The sequence below is a fragment of the Streptomyces abikoensis genome (assembly GCF_014648775.1).
GTDB classification, from domain to species: domain Bacteria; phylum Actinomycetota; class Actinomycetes; order Streptomycetales; family Streptomycetaceae; genus Streptomyces; species Streptomyces abikoensis.
Genome location: NZ_BMRT01000004.1, coordinates 97,288 through 118,972, shown reverse-complemented (window position 1 = coordinate 118,972; position 21,685 = coordinate 97,288). Strand labels below are relative to the sequence as shown.

Annotated in this window: 16 protein-coding genes; 5 read left to right on the top strand and 11 right to left on the bottom strand. The window is 68.5% G+C overall.

Translation table 11 applies throughout. The features are described 5' to 3' along the window. Nucleotides 1-40 precede the first annotated feature (40 nt). Together IE096_RS14520 and IE096_RS14515 are read right to left on the bottom strand one after the other, a co-directional pair. Nucleotides 41-1,711 carry a trypsin-like serine protease gene (locus IE096_RS14520; RefSeq protein WP_189451883.1) on the bottom strand — a complete coding sequence of 557 codons (1,671 nt, stop codon included), beginning with the start codon at nt 1,709-1,711 and terminating at the stop codon, nt 41-43. A 120-nt stretch (nt 1,712-1,831) separates the two neighbouring features. Then, the gene (locus tag IE096_RS14515) at nt 1,832-2,320 is read right to left on the bottom strand and encodes a hypothetical protein (RefSeq protein WP_189451882.1); all 489 of its coding nucleotides are present in this window, start codon (nt 2,318-2,320) and stop codon (nt 1,832-1,834) included. Between the two features lie 525 nt (nt 2,321-2,845). Between IE096_RS14515 and IE096_RS14510 the strand changes: the two genes are divergently transcribed. Beyond that, on the top strand, nt 2,846-6,376 hold the full coding sequence (locus IE096_RS14510; protein ID WP_189451881.1) for an ALF repeat-containing protein: 3,531 nt from the start codon (nt 2,846-2,848) through the stop codon (nt 6,374-6,376). Continuing rightward, nucleotides 6,376-6,816 (top strand): hypothetical protein, encoded by a 441-nt coding sequence (locus IE096_RS14505; protein WP_189451880.1) that lies wholly within the window; start codon nt 6,376-6,378, stop codon nt 6,814-6,816. The genes IE096_RS14510 and IE096_RS14505 overlap by 1 nt, the downstream gene beginning before the upstream one ends. 76 nt (nt 6,817-6,892) lie before the next feature. Here IE096_RS14505 and IE096_RS14500 read toward each other — a convergent pair whose 3' ends face one another. From IE096_RS14500 to IE096_RS14470, 7 genes are all read right to left on the bottom strand, one after another. Then, the gene (locus tag IE096_RS14500) at nt 6,893-8,878 is read right to left on the bottom strand and encodes an FG-GAP-like repeat-containing protein (protein ID WP_189451879.1); all 1,986 of its coding nucleotides are present in this window, start codon (nt 8,876-8,878) and stop codon (nt 6,893-6,895) included. 85 nt (nt 8,879-8,963) lie between these two features. Then, nucleotides 8,964-10,523 (bottom strand): FG-GAP-like repeat-containing protein, encoded by a 1,560-nt coding sequence (locus IE096_RS14495; protein ID WP_229820189.1) that lies wholly within the window; start codon nt 10,521-10,523, stop codon nt 8,964-8,966. A 93-nt stretch (nt 10,524-10,616) separates the two neighbouring features. Then, nucleotides 10,617-12,230, bottom strand: coding sequence for a S1 family peptidase (locus IE096_RS14490; protein ID WP_189451878.1), 1,614 nt, complete (start codon nt 12,228-12,230; stop codon nt 10,617-10,619). Nucleotides 12,231-12,346: 116 nt separating this feature from the next. Beyond that, nucleotides 12,347-12,835, bottom strand: coding sequence for a hypothetical protein (locus IE096_RS14485; RefSeq protein ID WP_189451877.1), 489 nt, complete (start codon nt 12,833-12,835; stop codon nt 12,347-12,349). A 251-nt stretch (nt 12,836-13,086) separates the two neighbouring features. Next, nucleotides 13,087-15,105: an FG-GAP-like repeat-containing protein gene (locus IE096_RS14480; protein ID WP_189451876.1), complete on the bottom strand. Its 2,019-nt coding sequence runs from the start codon at nt 15,103-15,105 to the stop codon at nt 13,087-13,089. A gap of 213 nt (nt 15,106-15,318) precedes the next feature. After that, the gene (locus tag IE096_RS14475; RefSeq protein WP_189451875.1) at nt 15,319-15,822 is read right to left on the bottom strand and encodes a WD40 repeat domain-containing protein; all 504 of its coding nucleotides are present in this window, start codon (nt 15,820-15,822) and stop codon (nt 15,319-15,321) included. Between the two features lie 242 nt (nt 15,823-16,064). Next, nucleotides 16,065-16,937 (bottom strand): PhzF family phenazine biosynthesis protein, encoded by an 873-nt coding sequence (locus IE096_RS14470; RefSeq protein WP_189451874.1) that lies wholly within the window; start codon nt 16,935-16,937, stop codon nt 16,065-16,067. 235 nt (nt 16,938-17,172) lie between these two features. Between IE096_RS14470 and IE096_RS14465 the strand changes: the two genes are divergently transcribed. Together IE096_RS14465 and IE096_RS14460 are read left to right on the top strand one after the other, a co-directional pair. Beyond that, nucleotides 17,173-18,366 carry a multidrug effflux MFS transporter gene (locus tag IE096_RS14465; protein ID WP_229820283.1) on the top strand — a complete coding sequence of 398 codons (1,194 nt, stop codon included), beginning with the start codon at nt 17,173-17,175 and terminating at the stop codon, nt 18,364-18,366. 10 nt (nt 18,367-18,376) lie between these two features. Further along, a complete protein-coding gene (locus IE096_RS14460; RefSeq protein WP_189451872.1) occupies nt 18,377-19,411 on the top strand; it encodes a small ribosomal subunit Rsm22 family protein in 1,035 nt (344 codons plus the stop codon). 39 nt (nt 19,412-19,450) lie between these two features. On the opposite strand, the gene ddaH is transcribed toward IE096_RS14460, so the two are convergent. Continuing rightward, nucleotides 19,451-20,353 carry a dimethylargininase gene (ddaH, locus tag IE096_RS14455; protein WP_373298123.1) on the bottom strand — a complete coding sequence of 301 codons (903 nt, stop codon included), beginning with the start codon at nt 20,351-20,353 and terminating at the stop codon, nt 19,451-19,453. A 31-nt stretch (nt 20,354-20,384) separates the two neighbouring features. Beyond that, nucleotides 20,385-20,570: a DUF6243 family protein gene (locus IE096_RS14450; protein WP_189451871.1), complete on the bottom strand. Its 186-nt coding sequence runs from the start codon at nt 20,568-20,570 to the stop codon at nt 20,385-20,387. 264 nt (nt 20,571-20,834) lie between these two features. Between IE096_RS14450 and IE096_RS14445 the strand changes: the two genes are divergently transcribed. Beyond that, on the top strand, nt 20,835-21,569 hold the full coding sequence (locus IE096_RS14445; protein ID WP_189451870.1) for a bifunctional DNA primase/polymerase: 735 nt from the start codon (nt 20,835-20,837) through the stop codon (nt 21,567-21,569). Nucleotides 21,570-21,685 lie beyond the last annotated feature (116 nt).

Here is a 21,685-nt window from a genome sequence, read left to right as displayed (position 1 = left end):
GATGCGCGGTGGCTTAGTCGACGGGCTGGATTCGGATCCTTCAGTCCAGCCCGTTGTCCCAGACACGACGTGGGTCTGCGAATGTGCCGCCCTTGCTCGCGAACGCCCACAAGCCGATCTGAGCGCGTCCGGCCTTGTTCAGGCCGTAGTCGTAGGTGATGGTCAGGTCGGCCTTGCCATCGCCATTGAAGTCACCGGCGACGGGCTCACTGGATGCCCAGTTCCAGCTCTCCTTGCCGTTCATCCACGTTGCGGTGTCCCAGACCTTGCGGGGCTCACCGAAACCGTCCTTGCTACCGTCGAAGACCCACAGGCCGGTGCGGTTGCGGCCGTCGAGCTTGTCGTAGCCGTAGAGGACGGCGAGGTCGGTCTTGCCGTCGCCGTTGAAGTCACCGGACGCTAGCTTGCTGGCATCCCAGCTCCAGCTCTTCCAGACGCTGGTGGAGCTGTCCCAGACCTTGCGCGGTTCGTCGACGCCGTTCCCGTTGCTGGTGAACGTCAGCAGCGCGCTCCCATTGAGGCCGTCCGCGCCCTTGCCGTAGTTGTAGAGGACGGCGAGGTCGGTCTTGCCGTCGCCGTTGAAGTCGCCGGAGGTCAGCTTGCTGGCGTTCCAGTTCCAGCTCTTCCAGGTGCTCGCCGCGCTGTCCCAGACCTTCCGGTGGGAGTCGAAGTGATCCCCCTGGTTGGTGAACGTGAACAGGCTCGACCGCATCCGGTTGCCGTCCAGACCGTAGTTGTACAGGACGGCGAGGTCGGTCTTGCCGTCGCCGTTGAAGTCACCCGTGGTCAGCTTGCTGGCTTCCCAGCGCCAGCTGTCCGTGCCGCTGTCCCAGACGGAGCGCGGACTGCGGTAACCGTCACCGTTGGCGGTGTAGATCCACAGAGCCGCGCGGGAGCGGCCGTCGGCCGTCTGGCCGTAGTCGGTGAGCATGGCCAGGTCGGCCTTGCCATCACCGTCGAAGTCGCCGCTGGCGGTCGCGAATCGCTTGGGCAGCGAGCTGACTTGGAGCACCCAGTCGGCGACATCGTCGACGCGGATGCTGCTGATGCCCTTGCGGGTCTCGGCCTCGTCGGTGCCGAAGCAGCCGCCTTGCCAGAAGTTGGTGTTGATGGCGGCCAGCTCGGCACTGCCGTTCTTCTCACGGAAGGCGGGGGATCCGGTGTCGCCCTTGCAGAGGGCGGCGTCGGCGGTCTTGCCGGTCAGGTCAAGGGTGGCTCCGGAGACACTGCTGACGCCGAAGGCAGCGGTGTGCAGGCGCTCGGGTGCCCACTCGTCCTTGGTGCGGCCGTAACCCGCTATGCGCAGGTCGTCGCCTGTCCTGGGCGCGTACTTCGTGAGCTCGACAGGCTTGACGCCGGACACGGGGGTCTTCAACTTGACCATGACGAGGTCGCGGTCGCCGCGCGGGACGAGCTCGATGGCCTCGACGACGGTGCCGTCATTATGGGTGAGGTCGGTGCGGCCGACGGTCACCTTGGTCGGCATCTTGGGGGCGCCGCCGGTGATGCGGAAGCCCTGGGAGGGGTCGTCGGCGAAGCAGCTGGCGGCGGTGAGCACCCACTGGTTCTCCACCAGTGCGCCGGTGCAGCTGCGCTTGCCGTCGCCGATGTCGAGCTTGGCGGTGAAGGCGTACTGGCCGTCTTTGGCCTCGTCGCCGACGACAGCGACAGCCGGGGTGTTGGTCATGACGCCGGCGGCGACGCAGGTCACGAGAAGACCCGCTATCCGCGCAGAGCGAGGACCCTTGCCTGACATGTGGTTTTCCTAAGCGTGCGGTGGACCGAGATCGGGCCGTGTAGGAGGCGGAGTCTTAGGGCAAGAGATGTGTCGCTACTTCTTGGCGACGATCTCCAGCAGCGTGAAGTCGCGCTGCTGGTCGTCAGCGGTGTCGCCGACCGGAGTCCAGTTTTCCTTGCTGAGATCCCAGTGCTTTTCTTCGCTGCCAGTGATCATGTTGAGGCGCACCGAGAAGCTCGAACCCTTGGCGTTCGCCCCGTACGTCCTGGGCAGATCCAGGGTCAGGCGGCCTTCCTTGCCTGTGAGGCGGAAGCAGAACTTGCCTCCGCCCTTCTTCTCCTTCAGGCCCCACGCATGAATGGTGATGAGGTCGGGACGGCTGTCGCACTCAACAAGCGTGATGTGACCATCGCCTCGCAGCAGCTTGATGCCGCGCTCCTGGTAGATCTTGTCGGCCTGCGGGTAGTCGAAATCCTCGACGCCAGTCGGAGGGATCTCGGCAGCGGCAGCGGAGACAGTGCCGGTCAGTGCCATCGTGGCCGCGATGGCACCTGTGGTCAACGCACGAGAAAACAGACGCATCAGTTGGTTCCTTGCCTCTTGTAGGAAAGCGTGAAGAAGGCCCGGCATGCGGGAGCACGCAGGCGAGTAAGCCCGCCGGGCAAGGAACCGGTGAGTTGGATCAGACCCCCAGCAGCTGGTACACGATCTGAGCGCGCCTCAGCTGTCCCCCTGTGCTCGGACTGGCGAGCTATTGATATCACCTGAGTCGCTTGTCCGGAAAACGGGGTTGGCGGGGCGTCCACCCCCTCCGCAGCTGTCTGTTGCGGTGTGTCCGTCACGCCGTGGCGGAGACTTCCGCACGAGGCGCAGCTCAAAAGACCGTCTTGCCGGTTTCACTATACGATCAGGCGCTGTGTGTCGTGGTGACCGCGACCGCATGACAGGTCCCCCGGGTGGGAGCCTGCAACGTATTGAGGGGATATGATCAACAAGAGAACAGTGCCGTCATATGCAGCGAGAGTGCGCTCATCGGGGACTGTGGGCATAGCCCTTGCGCTTGCAATGGGGGTATTCGCCACTTCGTTTCTAGGCGCCGCGCCAGCGATGGCCGAGTCGGCGACCGTGAGCGACCGGGCCCAAGCCTTTGAGCTCTGGAGCCATGGGGGCAAGAGCGTCAAGGCCGCTGCGGAGAAGGCGCTCCTAGGCTCGGACGAGCAGGTGAAGGAGTTCCTTGGCAGCGGTAGGCAGTCCGCTCAGCAGGAGGATGACCGCAGAGCGGTCCTCGGAATGCTGGGATCCAGCGGCAAGTCGGTCCGGGAAGCAGCAGACCAGGCTCTGAGCGGTTCCCCGGACGACGTACGGAAGTTCCTGGAATCCGGCTGGAAGGGGCCTTGGGAGGACGACCTCCGGGCCTCGGTTCTGACGCTCATGAACGTGGGTGGCAAGAGCGTCAAGAAGGCTGGATCGGATGCGTTGGACAACGGTTCGGTCGCTGCCTTGCAGAACTTCGTCCTGGAGGGCAGCCGTCAGGCCAGGGAGGACGACGATCGGGCCAGCGTTCTGCGAGTCATCGCCTCCGGCGGTCCTCAGGTAAAGAAGGCGGGTTCGGAGGCTCTCGACGGTTCGGCGGCAGACGTCGCAGATTTCCTGGAGAATGGTCAGTACCTGGCCCGGGCGCGCGACAAGGAGCAGATGACGCTCTCTCAGCTCGCTGATGCGGCGGCCACAGCCGGTAAGAAGGCTCGCGAGGAGACCGAGGCGGCCAAGGAAGCCTCAGCTCGCGCGGTAGCCGCGGCGAAAAGGGCGAAGGAAGCCGCTCAGCGTGCGGCTGCCGAGGCCAAGGCAACGAAGAATTCGGCAGATCGTGCGGCCGGAGCGGCCAACCATGCCGCAGAGGCTGCCAGCGAGGCCGCAGCTGCTGCTCAGACTGCAATTGACGCGGCGAACGAGGCACATTCGGCCGCACGGGTCGCGGCAAGCGCGGCATCGAACGCTGCATACCTTGCCGCAGCGGCAGGTGAGGCGGCTTCTCGCGCGTACATGTCAGCTAATGCGGCCGCAGCGGACGCGAGTCAGGCCGCTGCCGCTCGTAAGGCTGCCGAGGAGGCGCGCGGGGTAGTCGAGAAGATCGACAATGTCATCGCGACGCTGGACTCGGCAGTGACCGCGATGGTTGAGGCCGTCGTCGCCGCACAAGCCGCCGCCAGTGCCGGAGCCAACGCCGCTGACGCTGCGGAGGCCGCCGCCGAGGCCGGCAGCCTATCTGAGGCTGCCGGAGCGGAGGCCGAGCGAGCCAATGCGGCTGCCGCACAGGCTCGACAAGCCGCCGCGAGGGCGAACCGTGCCGCCAGCGCCGCCGAAAGCCTGGCGAACGAGGCTGCATCGGCGGCAAGGGAAGCCCGCCAAGCCGCTCGTGATGCGGCCGTGCACGCCCGGAAGGCGGCAGACGCCGCTGACGATGCCGCGAAGCACGCCGGGCAGGCTGCGAAGGACGCCAAGCTGGCGACCGATCACGCGGATGCCGCGGTAGCGGCGGCGACCACGGCATCTGATGCCGCTGACAAGGCACGCAAGGTCGAGGAGGCCGCGCGCAAGGCTGAGGCAGCGCAGTTGGAAGCCGATAAGGCGAAGTCCGTGCAGAAGGCCGAAGAGCTGCGCAAGGAGTACGAGGCGGAGCAGGCCAAGAAGGCTCGGGGCGAGCTTGAGGGCGCTCGAGTCGACACGGAAACGAAGCAACTGCTCGATGAAGCCGTCAAGCCCGGCACGGAGGCGAGGGTGGCTGCGACCCTCGGACGCAAGGCCGCCTTGCGGTTGGTGACCGTTGGTAGCCCCTGGACCCAGACTGCGGCGGCAATCGCATTGTCCGGTGACGATGCCGATGTGAAGCAGTGGCTGCGGTCGGGCAGGCAAACTGCCGCTGAGGAGGATGACCGGGCTCGCGTTGCTTACCTTGCGGAATCGGATAAGGAAGGGCTGCGAAAGGCGGCAGTCGCCGCACTGCCTGGTTCCATCGACGAAGTTCAGAAGTTCCTGCGTACTGGGCAGCACGTGGCTCAGGCTGACGATTACCGGGCCCAGATCCTCAGGATCATGAATGCGGGCGGTCGCAGCGTCAAGGCAGCCGGCACTGCCGCGCTTGATGCGGATACTCCCGACGCCTTCCGGGAATTTCTGGAGTCCGGTCAGCACAAGGCTCGTGAAGATGACGATCGTGCAGCTGCCCTGCGACTCAAGGACAAGGGCGGCCCCTTGATGCAGGCGGCCACTGAGGTCGCGCTGGCTGGCCCTCCTTCGCTGCTGCACGAGTTCGTAGCCGTCGGACAGTACAAGGCGGCCAAGAAGGATTACGACACGGCTGTCCATGTGGCCGGTGTGCAGCGCCTCGTCGCCGATGCTGCGCGATCGGCGGCACTGGCTCGACAGAACGCGGCAACGGCAGCCGCAGCGGCGCAGAACGCGCGTGGCGCGGCCGACAAGGCGGCAGGTTACGCGGAACAGGCAAAGAACTCTGCCAACGAGGCAGCGGGATACGCCGAAAAGGCGAACAAGTCCGCAGTGGAGGCCGAGCAGTCCGCTGAGCGTGCTGCGGCGTCGGCCCGAGAGGCCCGGAACGCAGCGAATTCCGCAAATGAAGCGGCCGCTGCAGCAACGAACTCTGCTGCCCAAGCAGACGCCTCGGCGGCACAGGCGCGCACATATGCGGAAATGGCCTACGACTCGGCAGACCGTGCTCGCGCCTCGGCGATATCCGCGCAGAAGGACGCGGACGCGGCAGCCAAGGCGGCAGACGAAGCGGTCGCGCTGTGGACGTCCAAATTGCTCAAGCAGGTAGAAGCGTGGAGCAAGGCCCAGGAGAAACCGTCGGAGGGTGAGGGCTCAGGCATTGAAGGCCTCCGCAATTATGAGAACGGTTCGGTTCTCCTCACCTTCGATGGCGCGTGCATTCTCAACGGTGTGCCGTTGCCAAAGAATCTGGGTACCTCCTGCAAGTCCCTAGCTTCTGGTTTCGACAAGTGGGTCGGTGACTTTTCGGGAAATATTCGCTGGGAGCGAATAAAGGGCGACGATAAGGCCAGCGCCATGCTGCTGGCCGCTTACTGCAATTACGATGACGATCGTCCTTTCTTTGGGTCGGGTAGTAACCGTGGGAAATGTGGTGACGACCTCCTGAAGCAGCTGGGCCCGGAAAGCTTCGGCCTCTACTATCGCGAGAGCGGAATCGGATCGGGGACTCTCAAGGGAATCTTCAAGCCTGTTGCCAGGAAGTTTGGCATGAGGTTTGCCCGGCCGATGGAGCAGGTGGCCCACAACCGTTACCTCTTCGAGGAGTACAAGGACATCCTCCGCGAGGAAATGAAGAGGCCGACTGCAGAAGACCCTGAACTTGCGAAGCACATCAACTACCTCTACCGTGAGAATGCCAAGATTGGAAGTGGTAGTACTGCTGCAGCCGTTCGGTTCGAGTTGAAGAACGCTGGGGCCCGGGTGGGCGGGGCGAGTCACTCCCAGAAAGCCAAGGACTCCATCAGGTTTTTGGAGAAGTGGCTGTATAACAACCCTGAGGCGAGTCAGGCTGACACGGCTGTTGCGCGGGACTTGATCCGTGATATGGAGAATGCGTTGAAGGGGAAGTGATGTCCACGCCGTCGTGGTGGGAAGAGCTGATCGGAAGCAGCGAAATCCTTGCGACTGTGGATCGAGTCGCGGTAAGGGAGTGGCAAGGAAATCCGGGCAGTGTGGATGAAGGGGCTGCTCAGATCGATCCGGATGATGTTCCACCGTTGACTGTTCGCCTCGGCAACCTGGCTACTGCTCTCGCTGAGCAATCGGAAGGTTTCACGCTGCAGCAGCGCGTTGACCTGCTTGGCGTTCTCGAAAGTGTTTTGGTTAGCGGTGCCGAGTACGACCAGACGGCTGTCGTCACCGGATTCTTCGAGACTTTGCTGGCACAGAGCGATGAAGGGCTTGATCTGCGTCCCATATGGGATGAGATGGGTCCTAAGGCGCGGGACGTCTGTGTGTCTTTGAATGAGTTCTGGGGTGTTGAGATGCCTTCGTGGATGCGCAAGCCTTAACGCTGTCGCTCAACAGGGGTGGGCCCCGATCCTCTATGGGGATCGGGGCCCACCGCGCTTTTTGGAATTCGGCTGGTCACCACCCGTCCGTCAGCCGCAGCGGCCTGCTGAAGTCCGCGCCGCCCCTGTTCACCCACTCCCGCAGTACGCCCGATTCGTCGTCGCGGGCCAGGAGGTGGGACGTGCCGCCGCCGTAGAAGGTGCCGGCCGTCGTTTCCGAGTAGTGCCAGCCGCCCGTCAGGGGCTTGGAAAGGTCGGGGCGGGTGAAGGTGCCGTCGCCGTCGCCCTTCCAGAGGTGGAGGTTGCCGGCGGGGTCCTTTGCTATCAGGTCCGGTTTGCCGTCGGTGGTGAAGTCGCCTGCCGTGGTTTCGGTGTAGTTCCAGTCGCCCGACAGTCGGGTCGGCTCGCCGAGGGTGCCGCCCTTTTGGCCCGTCCAGCGGTAGAGGTTGCCCTTGGCGTCGCGGGCGATGAGGTCGGCCACGCCGTCGCCGGTGAAGTCGGCTGCGGTGGTTTGGGTGTAGTCCCAGGCGGTGCGGATGGCGCGGCGCGCCTCGAAGGTGCCGTTTCCTCGGCCCGCCCACAAGTACAGGTTGCCGTCCGTGCCCTTGGCGATCAGGTCGGCTTTTCCGTCGCCCGTGAAGTCGGCCGCCTTCGTCTCCGTGAAGTGCCAGTCGTCGGTCATCGGGTGGGCCAGGTCGGGGCGGGTGAAGGTGCCGTCGCCCAGGCCCTTCCACATGTAGAGGTTGGCGTTCCTGTCGCGGGCGATGAAGTCCGCCATGCCGTCGCCCGTGAAGTCGGCCGCCGCCATTTGCGAGAAGTTCGGGGTGAAGGGGACCGGAGGGACCGGGCCCGCGAGGGTGTCGGCGAGGACCTGGGCACCGTTGTCGGTGAAGTGGAGCTTGTCCTCGTCGGCGCGGTAGGCCGTGAAGAGTCGGGCCGGGTCGAGCGGGTCGCGGGTGGCCGCGTCGAAATCGACGTACGCGTCGATGTCACGGGTGGTGCGGAGGTAGGCGTTGACCTGTTGGCGCTCCGCTTCCTTTTCCGCGGTGAAGTTCCAGTTCCCCTTGAAGGGCGGGATCGTGGCCGCTGTGAAAGGGAGGCCCGCCGCGCGGGAGCGGTCGGCGAGCCGGCGGATTCCGGCGATGAGGTCCGTCGCCTTCGCGCCGTTGGTGATGTCGTTGATGCCCTCGTAGAAGACGACGGATTTCACGTTCGGGACGGCCAGGACGTCGCGGTCGAAGCGTTCCAGAGCGCTTTCGCCGTACGCGGCGCGGGCGCCGCGCGACAGGACGCGGTTCGCCGAGATGCCGGCGTTCGCCACACCCATCGGGCGGCCCTGGGCGCGGAGGGCGCGGGCGTAGGCGTCCGTCCAGCGGCGGTTCGAGGACCGTGTCGTCGCCGCCACGTCCGTCTGCGAGTCGCCGATCGCGACGACCGTTCCCACGCCGCTGTCGGCCGTCACGTCGAGGCCGCTGAGGAACGCCCAGTGTGTGTATTCCGAGCGGAAGTTCGCGCCCGTCGGCTCGTCGGTGTGGTCTGTTGTGTCCCCTGGCGCCGATATGTATGAGGTGGTCCAGGCATCGGGGTGGTACGGCGCCGCCTTCACCGGGTTCGGCAGATGGACGCTGACCAGGAGGTCCTCGTCAGCCCTCACCGGGAAGGACGCCGCGTCGCTGTACACGCTCTGTCCGGGTGCCAGCACCACCTCCCGGCTGCCCCCGAACGTGAGCGTCACCGGCCTGTCGGTGGCGGACGAGCCGCTCGACTGGCGAGCGAGGGTGGCGTGCCCGATCGTCACCGGCTCCTGGCTGAACGTGTTGCTCAGCTGGATCCTCGCCGTACCGCCCCCGACGCTCGTGTGCACCACCATGCGCAGGGTCTGCCGGCCGGTCACGCCGGACTCGTCAGCGGGTGCGGAGGTGGTCAGGGCGGTGCCCCACGTCCGCGTCCAGGTGGCGGGCGGCGCGGCTGCCGCGGGGTGTGCCACGAGCGTTCCGCAGACGAGGAGGGCCGCCGCGGCCGCTCCCACGTACCTGCCGCTCGACGACATGGGGTGTCTCATCCGTCCTGACTCCTTACCGCCAACAGATGGAGGGCATCGGCACTCGGTGCCGATGCCCTCCATCTCAACGCCTATTCAGGACATTTTACGAACGCGGCCACGCCGAGCGCGCGTCCGCCAGCGCGCCCTTGCCGTCACCCGCGTAGAGGTAGACCTTGCCCGGGCCGACGATCGTGCGGGCCCAGCGGGCGAGCAGGTCGGGCTTGCCGTCACCGTCGAAGTCACCGGCGAGGACGTTCTGCATGGTGCCCCAGGACTTGTCCCGCCACATGGAACGGGCGCCGTCGAACGAGCCCTTGCCGTTGCCGGCGTACAGGGCGAGGCCGCCGTCCTTGGCGCCCGCGACGATGTCGTCGCGGCCGTCGCCGTTGAAGTCACCGGTGACGATGAAGTTCTTGGTCCAGGACTTGTCGCGCCACATCTCGGTCTTCTTGCCGGTCAGCACGCCGTCGGCCCCGGACGGGTACGCGAACAGCGAGCCGTCGTCCCACTGGGCGATGAGGCCGTCGCGCTGCCAGCCGTCGCCCCGGTAGCGGGCGATGGCGGTCATCTTGCCCCAGGAGGTGTCGGTCCACATCTTCTTGGCGGAGGCGAGCTTGCCGTCGGGCTTCCCCGCGTAGAGGTGGAGGTTGCCGTCGGGGGCGACGGCGGCGATGTCGGTCAGACCGTCGCCGTTGAAGTCACCGGCGATGATCTGCTGCTTGCCGTCCCAGGTCTTGTCGTACCAGAGGTCGCGGCCGTACTCGAGGGTGCCGTCGGGGCCCGCGTAGTAGGCCACCAGCGAGCCGTCCCTGAGCACGGCGGCGACGTCCGCGCGGCCGTCGCCGTTGAAGTCGCCGGAGGTCATGACGCCGGTGAACTGGTCGAGCTTGTTGAACAGGCGCAGCTGCTGGACCCAGCTGTTGACGTCGTCGACGCGGGTGGCGACGGCGCCGGTGCGGATCTCGGTGTCGTCGTCGCCCCAGCAGCCCTTCTTCCAGGAGCCGGTGGCGACGCCGGCGAGCTCGACCGCGCCGTTCGTCTCGCGGAAGACCGGGCCGCCCATGTCGCCCTGGCAGAGCGAGGCGTCGGCGGGGGCCTTGGGGGCGAGGCCGACGGTCTTGGCGTCCACGGCGCCGGCGCCGAAGACGGCGGTGTTCAGGCGGGTGGGGGACCACTCGTCCTTGGTGCGGCCGTAGCCGGTGACGCGCAGGTCCTCGCCCTGCCGGGGCTGGGCGGTCGACACCTGGACGGGCGTGACGCCGGCGACCGGCTTGGCGAGACGGACCGCGACCAGGTCACGGTCGGTGCGGGGGACGACCTCGGCGGCCTCGGTCACGGTGCCGCCCGTGCTGCCGAGGTCGGTACGGCCGACGGTGACCGTCGCCTTCAGCGCGGGCACGCCGGGGGTGACGTTGCCGCTCGCGTCGGCGAAGCAGGACGCGGCGGTGAGCACCCAGATCGGGTCGACCAGCGCACCCGTGCAGGCGCGCTTGCCGCCGCCGATGTCGAGCTTCGCGGTGAACGCGTACTGCCCGTCCTTGGCGGCGTCACCGACGACGGCGCTCGCCGGGGCGGCGGCGGTCAGGGCGCCGGCGGCGACGGCGGTGGCGAGGGCGGCGGTCGTCCACGCGGTGCGTGAACGCTTCCGGGATATCTGAGACAACAGTGCTCCTGAGACTGCCCTGTAGGGGTACGGGTCTGGGTACGGGTACGAGTACGGGGCGTGGTGAAACGGCGTCAGACGTGCGAGGTGGCCTCAGCCGACGAGCTGGACCTCGCCAACGGGGCCCCGGTCCTTGGACGGGATGGCGTTGGGGGTCACGTTCGGGTAGTAGCTGAGGTCGGTGGTGTCCCAGCGGACCAGGATGTCGTTGAGCGGGCCACCGGGCTTGGTGAAGTTGCCGACGGTGATCTGGGCGGCGTGCGTCCAGTGGTAGCCGACCGGGGTGACCTGGATGCGGGTGCGGTCGTTCTTGGTGTCGCCGCCGGGGAAGATCTGCGTCTGGCCGTCGCTCCAGCGGATCATGAGGTCGGCGGTCTTGCCGCCCGTGAACTCGCCGGCGTTGATCTGGACGGCGTTCTTGAACCCGTCGTCCTTCAGCGTGAGCTGGGTCTCCTTCTTCACGCCGTTGACACCGGTGTCGGTGTACATGGACGTGGAGCCGTCCTCCCAGAGGACGAGGAGGTCGTCGCGCAGCGCGTTGGCGCTGAAGCGGCCGGAGGTGATCAGACGGGCGTGGGACCACCAGGAGCCCGGCTCGGCGAGGGTCTTCTCCTCGTGGAAGCCCTTCTCGTCGACGTGGGTGTAGGTGGAGAGCTTGCCGTTGTTCCAGCGGACGGTCAGGCCGTCGGTGCCGGTGTCGGAGTAACGGCCGGCGGTGACCGCGACGGCGTACTTCCAGTAGCTGCCCGCGCCCTCGAGCTGGATCTCACGGGTGAAGGGGTACTTCGGGTCGTCGTAGTCGGCGCCCTGGAAGAGGCTGGCGGAGCCGTCCTTCCACGCGACGAACAGGTCCATGCGGCGCTTGCCGGTGGGCTCACTGGTGAAGTAGCCCGACGCCAGGTGCACCGCGTCGCCCCAGCCGCGCCGCCCCAGCAGCGTGCGGGCGTACGTCTGCTGGACCCAGTCGGAGAGGTCGTCGACGCGGGTGGCGACGGCGCCGGTGCGGGTCTGGGTGCCGTCGGTGCCCCAGCAGCCGTTCTGCCAGGAGGCGGTGGCGACGGCGACGAGCTCGGCGGTGCCGTTGGTCTCGCGGAGGACCGGGCCGCCCATGTCGCCCTTGCAGAGGGCGGCGTCGGCGGGGGCCTTGGCGGCGAGGTCGACGGTGGTGGCGGCGACGGAGCCGGCGCCGAAGGCGGCGGTGTTCAGGCGGGTGGGGGCCCACTCGTCCTTCGTGCGGCCGAAGCCGGCGACCCGCAGGTCCTCGCCCTGCCGGGGCGCGGCGGTGCCCAGGGGGGCCGGGGCGACACCGGTGACGGGCTTGGCGAGCTTCACCATGACCAGGTCGCGGTCGCCACGGGGCACGAGCTCGACGGCGTCGACGGTGGCGCCGCCGCTCGTCGCCGTGAGGTCGGTGCGGCCGACGGTCACGGTGGTCCGCTGCTTGGGCGCGCCGGCGGTGATGCGGAAGCCCTGCGAGGGGTCGTCCGCGAAGCAGCTCGCGGCGGTGAGCACCCACTGGCTCTCCACCAGCGTGCCGGTGCAGGAACGCTTCCCGCCGATGTCGAGCTTCGCTGTGGAGGCGTACTGTCCGTCCTTGGCCGCGTCACCGACGACGGCCTGCGCGGGAACGGCCGTGAAGGCACCGGTCGCCACGGAACCGGCGATGAGCCCTGCTATCCACGCGACGCGCGGACCTTTGCCAGACATGTTGCTTTCCTTACGGACCTTGAGGCTATGAGGACTTCGAGGAACAGCCGGTGGCGCGCGGATACCGGCTCGCGCGCCACCGAGGAGAAGGACGTGCTGTGGGTTACTGCTGTGGGTTACTTCTTCGCGACGATCTCGAGCAGCGTGAACTCACGGCCCTGCGGGTCGGCGCTCTCGCCGACCGGCGTCCACTTGTTCTTGTCGAGGTCGAAGGACTTCGACTCGTTGGAGGTCACCATGTTGACCTTGACCGCGTAGTCGTTGCCCTTGGCGCCGTAGACGGTCGGCAGCTCCAGGCTCAGGTAGCCGGAGGGGCCGTTGACCTTGAAGCAGAACTTGCCCTGGCCGACCTTGTCGCGCTCCTGCATGCCGCGCGAGTAGACCTCGATGAGGCCCGGGGAGCTGTCGCAGGTGGCGAGCATGATGTGCCCGTCGCCGCTCTTCAGCTTGATGCCGCGCTCCTGGAAGATCTTGTCCGCCTGCGGGTACTCGAAGTCCTCGACGATGGGCGGCGGGGTGTCGGCGGCCATCGCGGCGTTGGCGCCGGTGATCGCGACACTGCTAGCGATGACGGCGGTGGCCAGCACGCGGGAAATAACCTTCATTGTTCCTTGCCTTCGTAATGAATGCGCTAAGAAATCGTTTGGTGTTCGGCAAAAACGCGCGTGGGCGGTTACCGCACACATGCCTGTCCGGCAAGGAAACCGGGATGGTTGGTTCCGCTCTCCGCCGGACCGGGCGACCTATTGATATCACCTGGATCGGCGCGGCTAGAAGTGGAGTTGCATTCCCCGATGTGAAATCACAGATTCCGCTTTTTGGGCCGATGGGAGGGGCGACCGGCCCTTGCGCGGTGTCAGCTGTCGGGGTGCCGCAGCGGGCGGCTGAACTGGGCGTTCCCCAGGTTGAACCAGGTGTGGAGCACGCCCGTTTCCGCGCTTCGGCCGAGGAGATGGGCGATGCCACCCTTGCGCAGGGTGAACGCCGAGAGCCCGGGGGACGTCCAGTCGCCGAGCACCTTTTTGGGACCGGTGAAGGTTCCGTTATCGTGGCCCGTGAAGAGCTGGAGGTTTCCGGCGCCGTCCTCGGCAATGAGATCGGCCTTGCCGTCACCCGTGAAGTCGCCCGCCGCGGTGCGGGTGAAATTCCACTTCTTGAGAACGGGCCGAGCGGGGCCGAAGGCGGTTTTCCGGTTGCCGGGCCAGAAGTACAGGCCGCCGTCGCTGCCACGGCCGATGAGATCGGGAATTCCGTCGCCGCTGAAGTCGGCGGCGACGGTCTGGGTGACGGCCCAGCCGTCGAGGAGCTTCTTGGGCTTGCCGAAGGTGCCGTTGCCACTGCCGCTGATGAGCTGCAGGTTTCCGGCGCCGTCCTTCGCGAGGAGGTCGTCATGGCCGTCGCCGTCGAAGTCGCCGGCCACGACCTGGGTGTAGTTCCAGTCGTGCATGACCGCCTTGGGGCCGCCGAAGGTCCCGTCGCCGTGACTGCTGTCGTCGACGTCCTTGTTGCCGGGCCTGAGTCGCAACTCGCCGTTGGCCTCACGGGTGATGAGGTCGGGAATGCCGTCCCCGGTGAAGTCGGCGACGACGGTCTGCGGGGGAGCGTTGGACGTGGGCGCGGCGGGGGAGCGGCCGGAGGCGATGGCGTCCGAGAGCGCCTGGCTGCCGTTGTCGCTGAAATGCAGACGGTCGTCGCCACGGCCGTAATAGCCGGCGAAGAGCCGGGCGGGATTCAGCGGATCGCGCGTGGCCAGGTCGAAGTCCACGTGCGCGTCGATGTCCGGGGTGGAGCGGATGTAGTCATTGACCTCCTGCCGCACCTTGTCCTTCGCCGGGGTGTACCTCTCGAACCCCTTGAACGGGGGAATCGTGGCCACGGTGAAGGTGAGCCCCGCCGAATGGGCGCGCGCGGCGAGCTGCCGTATCCCGGATATGACCTCCGGGGCGGACGAGCCGGCGAGGCCGATGTCGTTGATGCCTTCGTAGAGGAGGACGGACTTGACGTTGGGCACGGCCAGGACGTCGCGATCGAACCGGTTGAGCGCACTCGGACCGGCCTCCGCCTGGTCCCCGTCGGCGAGTAGCCGGTTCCCGGAGATACCGGCGTTGACGACGGTCATCGGCTTGTCCCGGTCCGTCGCCCGGAGTGCGCGCGCGTACGCGTCGGGCCAGCGGCGATTGCCGTCGGCGGTGGTGTGGGCGCCGTCGGTCTGGGAATCGCCGAGGAGAACGACGGTGCCGGCGCTGCTCGCCATGACGTCGACGCCGTCGAGAAAGGCGAAGTAGGGGAATTTGGTGGTGAAGCCACCGTCCGCCGTATCCATGGTGCGGTCACCCGTATCCCCGGCCGCGGATGTGTACGAGGTCGTCAGCGCCCATTTGTGATAGGGCGCCGTACGAACGGGGTTGGGGAGATAAATGCTGACCAGCAGATTCTCGTCGGCGTTGACGGGAAACGCGACCGCGTCACTGTAGACGCTCCCGCCGGGCGCGATGACGGTGCCCGGACGGCCGCCGAAGGTCAGGGCCATCGGGGCTGCCGCCGCGGCGGCACCGCGCGCCTGCCGGGCGATGGTGGCGCGCCCGATGGCCACGGGTTCCTTGCTGAAGGTGTTCACCAGGTGGATGCGGGAGGACACCCCGGCGACACCGGCGTGCACGACCATGCGCAGCGTCTGACGGCCGGTCACATTGGTTCGGTCGGACGGATAGGCCGTGGCCATGGCGGTGTTCCAGGTCCGCGTCCAGGTGGGCGGGGTGGGCTTCTTCTCGACGGCGGCCTCGACGTCGACGCCGTCGGGGCCGGATGAGTTGTCGGAGTGACCGAACAGTGTCGTGAGTGAGAGAGCCAGACCCGTGATCAGGGTGGCCACCACCGCCGTGACGGTGGCCAGAGGAGCCTTCCGGGGTGACCGTCGGGCCCGCGCACCGTGCCGCGCACGACGGTGACTCGCCACTGCTGCTTTCTCCTCGCTGAGCGCGCGTGGGTCGCACACTCAGCGAATGGCCTCACGCTCGACAAATCAGGCTCGATGATAAGCAGCGCGGATCGCTCGCCTCGACCGGATATCCGCAGGGGGGGGCGGCCCCTACGCCGTGTTGAACGTGAAGTTCGAGTGGCCCGTCGCCAATTGCGCTCCCTCCGGGCTGAAAGCCGTCACCTGGAGCTGCCAGTGGACCGGCGGGGTCGGGACTATGAAGGTGGGCTTCCAGTCCGTGCTGTCCCAGTTGAGGGCCGGGGTGCTGATGGTGCTGTCCTCGCTCATGGAGAGCTTGGTGGTGTCGTTGTACGTGTGCCACTTGATGTAGCCCGAGCGGCCCTTGAGGCCCGTCCAGGTCATCGTCACCTGGACCTTCGTCACCGTCGGGGTGACCGCGCCCAGGGGGACGATGCTGGTGATCCTGGCGGTGACGGGGGGCCGGGTGGGGGCTGTGGGTGGGGTGGTGCGTGGAGGTGTGGTGTTGAGTTCCGGGCGCGGGGGTGCCGGGATGGTGGGGGAGGCCGTGGGGGTTGGCTTGTTCGGGGCGAAGGGGCCCTTCTGGAGCAGGACCGGGATCACCGCCGCCAGGACCACCGCGAGGCCGCCCGTCACCCAGTACGTCCAGACGCGAGGCCAGAAGGGTGCGTGGGCCGGTGGTCGAGGTGGGTCTCCGTCCGGGTTCACTTCGCCGTCCCCCTCGGATCCGGTGCCGTCTGCCGTCTCGCTCCGGGCGCTTCGTCCGCCGCCCCCGCGCATCCGGACCGTACACCCGGAATTGGCCATTCAGGCGTGGGGCGGGCTCGGTTGGGGGCGCGCGTCGCCCGATGGCGCCCCCGGAACCGTGAAGCCGGCACTCAGGCGATTCGCGTCGCCGTACCGCTCACCCGCACCCTCCGGTCGCCCTCCCGCAGCTCCACCCCCAGCAGTCCCGGCCGTCCCATGTCCGCGCCCTGGTGGAGGGTGAGCCGGGCCGCCGCTCCCACCAGGCCGTGCTCCCGCAGGTAGGCGCCCAGTGCGGCCGCCGCCGCGCCCGTCGCCGGGTCCTCCACGACACCGCCCACCGGGAACGGGTCCCGTACGTGGAAGACCGTCTCGCTCTCCCGCCACACCAGCTGGACCGTCGTCAGGTCGTGGGCGCGCATCAGCGTCGCCAGGCGGTCGAAGTCGTAGTCCAGGTGCGAAAGTCGCTGCCTGGTGGCCGCCGCCAGGATCAGGTGGCGTGCTCCGGCGTACGCGATGCGGATCGGGAAGGCCGGGTCCAGGTCGTCCGGCTGCCAGTCCAGGGCCGCCAGGGCTTCCGTCAGGGTCTCCGCCGGCACCTCTTCCGTGTGCGGGTCCACGCTCGTCAGGGTGGCGCGCAGCTGCTCGTCGACCTCCACCGGCACCGTCCCCACCGGCGTCGCGAAGACGAACTCGCCCGGACCTCTCCGTTCCGCCAGCGCCACCGCCGTCGCCACCGTCGCGTGGCCGCAGAACGACACCTCCGCCAGCGGGCTGAAGAAGCGCAGCGTGAACGCCCGTCCCGGCTCGCCCAGCCCCTCCGGCGGTGCCGTCAGGAACGCCGTCTCGCTGTAGCCCAGCTCCGCCGCGATCGCCAGCCGTGCCGAGTCGTCCAGGGCCGAGGCGTCCAGGACGACACCGGCGGGGTTGCCCCCGGACGGGTCCGAGGAGAAGGCCGTGTAACGGAGGACGTCGCCGGTGCCGGGGGAGTGCGTCTGTGTCTTCATGAGCAGGTCAACTTTTGGTCACCGGCCCCCTATTCCGTAGCGGATCTCACCTCCGTAAGGGGTGGGATCCGGCCTCGGCCATGACATCATGGAAGTAATTTGAAACTACAAGTATTGCGACTTCCATGGAGCGACGATGACGGACTCCGGCCGTACCCAGGCCGTTGACGAGGGCACGGCCGGTCGCGTACGCGGTGACGAGCCGGAGGCGCGGGGGCGTCGGGCCGGGCTGGTCATGACGCTCGTGCTCGGCGGGCTCACCGCTCTGCCGCCCCTCTCCATGGACATGTACCTCCCGGCCCTGCCCGAGGTCACCTCCGCCCTGCGCTCCCCGGCCGCCACCATTCAGCTCACCCTCACCGCGTGCCTCATGGGCATGGCGCTCGGCCAGCTGATCGTCGGGCCGATGAGTGATCGCTGGGGGCGCAGGCGCCCGCTGCTCGTGGGCATGGTCGTCTACGTCCTCGCCACCGCCGCCTGCGTCGTCGCGCCCACGACCGAGCTGCTGATCGGCTGCAGGCTGGCGCAGGGGCTCGCCGGGGCGGCCGGAATCGTCATCGCCCGGGCCGTCGTCCGCGACCTGTACGACGGCGTGGCCATGGCCCGCTTCTTCTCCACCCTCATGCTGATCTCCGGCGTCGCCCCCGTCGTCGCCCCGCTCATCGGTGGGCAGATCCTGCGGCTGACCGACTGGCGGGGTGTCTTCGTCGTCCTCACCGTCATAGGTCTTCTTCTCACGCTCGTCGTCTGGCGGCGGCTGGACGAGACCCTGCCGCCCGCCCGCCGTCAGGACGGCGGTCTCGGCCAGGCGCTGCGCACGATGCGCGGGCTGCTCGCCGACCGGGTCTTCACCGGCTACATGCTGGCGGGCGGCTTCGCCTTCGCCGCGCTCTTCGCCTACATCTCCGCCTCGCCGTTCGTCGTCCAGGACATCTACGGCGCCTCCCCGCAGACCTTCAGCCTGCTCTTCGGCCTCAACTCCATCGGGCTCGTCCTGGTCGGCCAGATCAACGGCAAGGTGCTCGTGGGACGCGTCAGCCTCGACAAGACGCTGGCCGTCGGCCTCGCCGTGATCACCCTCGCGGCCGGGGCCCTGCTGCTGATGACCTCCGGGGTGCTGGGCGAGGTGGGGCTCGTCCCGGTCTCCGCCGGGCTCTTCGTCCTGATGTCGGCCATGGGCCTGGCCATGCCCAACACCAACGCCCAGGCCCTGATGCGCTCCCGGGACGCCGCCGGGTCGGCGTCCGCGCTGCTGGGCACGTCCACGTTCCTGCTGGGCGCGATCGCCTCGCCGCTCGTCGGTATCGCGGGCGAGCACACGGCGGTGCCGATGGCGCTCGTGCAGCTCGGCTGCGCGCTCGCGGCGGTGGTCTGCTTCGTGGGGCTGTGCCGGCCCTGGCGGCGGCGATCGGATGAGCTCACCGCATAGACTTCGCCAAATGCACGCCCCCGCACACGCGCCGACCGGCGAGGCCCCGGTCACCGGCGAGACCCTGCGCACCGCCCTCGCCGGACTCCTCGACGGCCTGCCGCCCAAGCAGGCCGCCCAGGCCGTCGAGCGGCTGATCGCCAACTACCGGGGGCGCACCCCCACCCACACTCCCGTCCTGCGCGACCGTTCCGACGTCGCCGCCTACGCCGCGTACCGCATGCCCGCCACCTTCGAGGCCGTGCGGTCCGTGCTGGAGGCCTTCCGCGACCGGCTGCCGGACTTCCACCCCGCCACCCACGTCGACGTCGGCGGCGGCACGGGTGCCGCGACCTGGGCGGTCGCCGCCGCCTGGCCGGGCGACGCACGGACGACCACCGTCCTGGACTGGGCCGAGCCCGCGCTCGCCCTGGGCGCCGAGCTGGCCGGAACGGTACGGTCCGAGCCGGCGCTGAGCGGCGCGCGCTGGCAGCGCCGGGCCATCGACGCCGGCCTCGACCTGCCCGAGGGCACGGACCTGGTCACGGTCTCGTACGTGCTGGGCGAGCTCACCGAGACCGACCGGCACGCGGTCACCGACGCCGCCGCGCGCGCGGCGCGGGCCGTCGTGATCGTCGAGCCCGGGACGCCCGAGGGCTATCTGCGGATCATCGAGGCGCGGGACCGGCTGATCGCGGCCGGTTTCCGGGTGGCCGCTCCCTGCCCGCACAGCGCGGCTTGTCCTATTGAGCCGGGCACGGACTGGTGCCACTTCTCGGCGCGCGTGAGCCGGTCGTCGCTGCACCGGCAGGTGAAGGGGGGATCGCTGCCCTACGAGGACGAGAAGTTCTCGTACGTGGCGGCGGTACGGGACATGGAGATTCCCCCGGCGCCCTCGCGGATCGTGCGGAAGCCGCAGATCCGCAAGGGCCAGGTGCTGCTGGAGCTGTGCACGCCCGAGGACGGGCTGGCCCGGGAGACCGTCACCAAGCGGCACGGTTCGCTCTACCGCGCGGCGCGCGACGCGGAGTGGGGCGGGGAGTGGCCCCCGCCCGGGGTCGACTGACGGCCGGGGCCGGCATGGGGGCGGGGTCGCCCGGAGCCGTTACCTCAGCTCCTGCGTGCAGCACTTCACGCTGCCGCCGCCCTTGAGGAGTTCGCCGAGGTCCATGCCGATCGGTTCGTAGCCTCTCGCTCGTAGGGGGTCGAAGAGGCCGACCGCCGCCTGGGGGAGCAGGACGTGCTTCCCGTCGCTCACCGCGTTGAGGCCCAGGGCCGCGGCGTCCTCCTCGGTCGCGATCAGCGCGTCGGGGAAGAGGCGCTCCAGGACCGCCCGGCTGCCGGCGGAGAAGGCGCCGGGGTAGTACATGACCTCGTCGGCGGCGTCGTCGAGGACGCACAGGGCCGTGTCCAGGTGGTAGTAGCGCGGGTCCACCAGGTCGAGGCCGATCACCGGGCGGCCGAAGAACTCCTGGGCCTCGGGGTGCGAGAGGGGGCTGCTGCGGAAGCCGCGCCCCGCGAGGAGCCAGGTGGCCGTGACGGCGAAGTCGCCCTCGCCCTCGTTGATGTGCTCCGGCTCGCGCACCGCCTCGTAGCCGTGGGCGCGGAACCACTCCCGGTGCGCCGCCGCCTCGGCCCAGCGCTCGGGGTGGGCGAAGCGGGCGCCGAGGACGCGGCCGTCGACGACCGTGGCGCCGTTGGCGGCGAAGACCATGTCGGGCAGACCGGGGCGCGGGGCGAGTTCGTCGACGGTGTGGCCGAGGGCGCGGTAGCGGTCGCGGAGCTCCTCCCACTGCGCGAGGGCGAGCTGTAGGTCGACCGGCTTGCCCGGGTCCATCCAGGGGTTGATCGAATATGTGACCCGGTAGTACGTGGGCGGGCACATCAGATAGCGGCGCGGGGTGGATGCACGCGGGGATGTACGCAAGTCGCGCTCCTCACGGTGGTGTTGGGCACGCACGTGGATCGTGCGTGCCCAAATGGTCCACGCTGTGAGGGCGTCGCGCATGAACCGTACGGGTGGTTTACAAGCCGCCCGTTCACCTACTGGTGTCACCGTTCCGCTGCGCCTTGAGGGCGCGCAGCAGCTCGCGTTTCTGCGCGTTCGGGTCCGTGCCGCCGCCCGCCCCCCTGCCGCCCCTGCCGCCGCCGCGCAGAGAGGCGCGGGAGAGGTTGCTGCGGGTGCCGCCTACGCCGAGCATGCCGCGTGCGTTGCCTCGAGTCATGGTGGGTCTTCCTCTCGTTCCGGTCGTTCTCGTTCTGACGGTTCTGAACCGCTCCGGCGAGACGGTGCGTCTCGCGATGCCCTTTACTTTGAACGAGACGGTTCGTCTTGTCAATGGGGTGGGGAAGGCCCTTGCCGTGGATGCCGCCTCCTCAACCGGCCCCGACGCGGCCGGTCTCACACCCCCCGGATGCGTCCGGCGGTCACACCAGGAGCAGGATGGTGGCAGCATTGACCGAAGACCGCGGTCGAAGTGAGGGGATAGATGGAACGCAAGAGCAGATTCTCCCAATGGCTGCGCCGCCCCAGGAGCGGAGCGGGCGGCGATACGGGCACGGGGGCGGCGATCGGAGCCGCCCGCGAGGAACTGCTCCTGGCAGCGGCCGCCGCGGGGTTCCCCCTGGCGCCCGCCGCGCACCCTTCGGGCTACGGCTGTTCCTGTGAACGCATCGGGTGTCCCACCCCCGGCCGGCACCCCGTCTCCTTCGCCTGGCAGACCCTCGCCTCGACCGACGCCGACAAGGTCACCAAATGGCTGCGCGGCCAGCCGGAGGCCAACTTCGTCACCGCCACCGGCATCGCCCACGATGTCCTCGACGTCCCGGCCGAGGCCGGCCGGCAGGCGCTGGACCGGCTGACGGCCGCCGGAGTGGAAGTCGGCCCCGTCGCCACCGTCGCCCCCGACCGCATGCTCTTCTTCACCGCCACCCGCGGCACCCCCGACGACGAGGACGAGTGGTGGCCCTGCGAGCTGGACTGCCATCCCGAGACGATGGACGAGCATCCGGGGCTGCGGTGGCACTGCCGGGGCAGCTATGTGCTGCTGCCGCCGTCCGTGCTGCCGGGGGAGGAGCGGGTCGCGTGGGTGGTCGGGTTCGGGTCCGACCGGCCGCTGCCGGATCCGCTTTCGTTGCTTGAGGCGCTTACGGATGCGTGTGCGGCTTACGCCGGTGAGCGGCAAGAACACGAGCCGGCTCATCCCTGGCCTATCGGGCGTTGAGGGGCGCTGAGCGGCGCTTGCGGCGCTGAGGCCGGTGGTCGGGTTGTGCCCGCCCGTTCCGCCCTGCGGAACGCCCGCCCACAACCGGGCCTGGGCGGAACATCCGCCCACAACCG